The sequence below is a fragment of the Variovorax sp. FG153 genome, from assembly GCF_057809595.1.
Map to the genome: position 1 here is coordinate 1 of NZ_JBMDKG010000108.1, position 1,453 is coordinate 1,453.

General features: G+C 71.0%; 2 protein-coding genes. Both read right to left on the bottom strand.

The window, feature by feature from the left end; translation table 11 throughout:
- On the bottom strand, positions 1-652 hold a 652-nt coding region (locus tag ACODT0_RS42280; protein WP_489044033.1), incomplete at its 3' end, for a DUF72 domain-containing protein.
- 8 nt (positions 653-660) lie between these two features.
- Positions 661-1,446, bottom strand: coding sequence for an alpha/beta hydrolase family protein (locus tag ACODT0_RS42285; protein WP_489044034.1), 786 nt, complete (start codon positions 1,444-1,446; stop codon positions 661-663).
- Positions 1,447-1,453: the final 7 nt, after the last annotated feature.

Consider the following 1,453-nt stretch of genomic DNA (forward strand, 5'->3'; position numbering starts at 1 on the left):
CGCCATGCAGCCGCAGATAGACGAAGTCGGCCGTGAGGTCCTCGAGCAGCGGCCAGCGCTTCGCGGTATCGGCCACCACGAGCGCGATGCCGTGGCGACGCAGCTGCGCGATGAACGCCGGATCGGCGAAGCTGTCGTGGCGCACCTCGACCGCATGCCGGATGCGCCGCCGGCCGCCGGTGTGCAGCCAGGCGTGCCCCGCCACGTTGTCGTCGTGTTCGCGCGCGAGTTTCAAGGCGGCAGCGGTGGTTCGCGGCAACAGCGAGAAGAAGGCCTCGAAGCGCTCGGGATCCCAGGCCATGCGCGGCGGAAACTGCCACAGGATCGGCCCGAGCTTCTCGCGCAGCGCGAGCACGCCCGAGGCCAGGAAGTTCGCGAGCGGCACGCGCACGTCGTTCAGGCGCCGCATGTGGGTGATGTAGCGCGGCCCCTTGACCGCGAACACGAAGCCCGCGGGCGTCTCGTCGTGCCAGGCCTCGTAGGACGACGGTCGCTGCAGCGAATAGAAGGAGCCGTTGATCTCGATCGTCGGCAGCACGCGCGAGGCGAAGGCGAGTTCCTGCCGCTGCGCGAGCCCCGCGGGATAGAACCTGCCGCGCCACGGCGCATAGCGCCAGCCCGAGATGCCGATGCGGATCGCGGCGGCGGCCATGTTCGCCTTCAGGCCGGTGCCGCGTGCACCGGCCGGGTGATCGGCGCGCCGACCGATTTCGCGCCCAGCGTCATCTCGGTCATCCACGACACCAGCAGCGTGCCGTAGGCCTGGCGCGACTCCTGGCGCGACAGCGCGTGGTCGGCGCCCGCGAGCACGCGGTAGGTGACCGAGCGCACGCCGCCCTTGAAGGCCGCGAGGTAGTTCTCGATCACGGGGTGCGGCACCGTCTGGTCGTCCTCCGACTCGACGATCAGCACGTCGCCCTTGAAAGCGGCACAGGCCGCGAGCGCCCGGTTGTCGTCCGGGCCGACCAGCGTGCGACGATAGGCCACGAGGTCGGAGCGGCTCAGTTGCCCCTTGGGCGTGAGCCACTCGCGATCGCGGTAGAGCGCCGGCGCGCGCAGCGCGAGCCAGCGCACCGGCCGCATGCTGCTGACCAGCGCCGCGAGGTAGCCGCCGTAGCTGCTGCCCACGATCGCGATCGCGTCGGGATCGACCGAGGGATGGCCCACGAGCGCGTCGTAGGCCGCGAGCACGTCGCGCAGGTTGTCCTCGCGCGTCACGCTCATGCGCTGGTCCGCATGCTGCGCATGGCCGCGCAGGTCGAAGGTGAGGCACACGCAGCCCAGCGCCGCGAGCTCGTGCGCGCGCGCCATGTACTGCTGCTGGCTGCCGTCCCAGCCGTGCACCAGCAGCACGCCCGGCACCATGGTCGAGGCGGCGACCAGGGTGCCGGCGATGTGCTGGCCGTCCACGGGGATGTCGATGGTGCTATGTCGTGTCGCTGTCATGGTTCTG

What these genes read in the sequence shown, in the direction of transcription:
- ACODT0_RS42285 (WP_489044034.1), bottom strand. Translation starts at nt 1,446, where the DNA reads ATGACAGCGACACGACATAGCACCATCGACATCCCCGTGGACGGCCAG.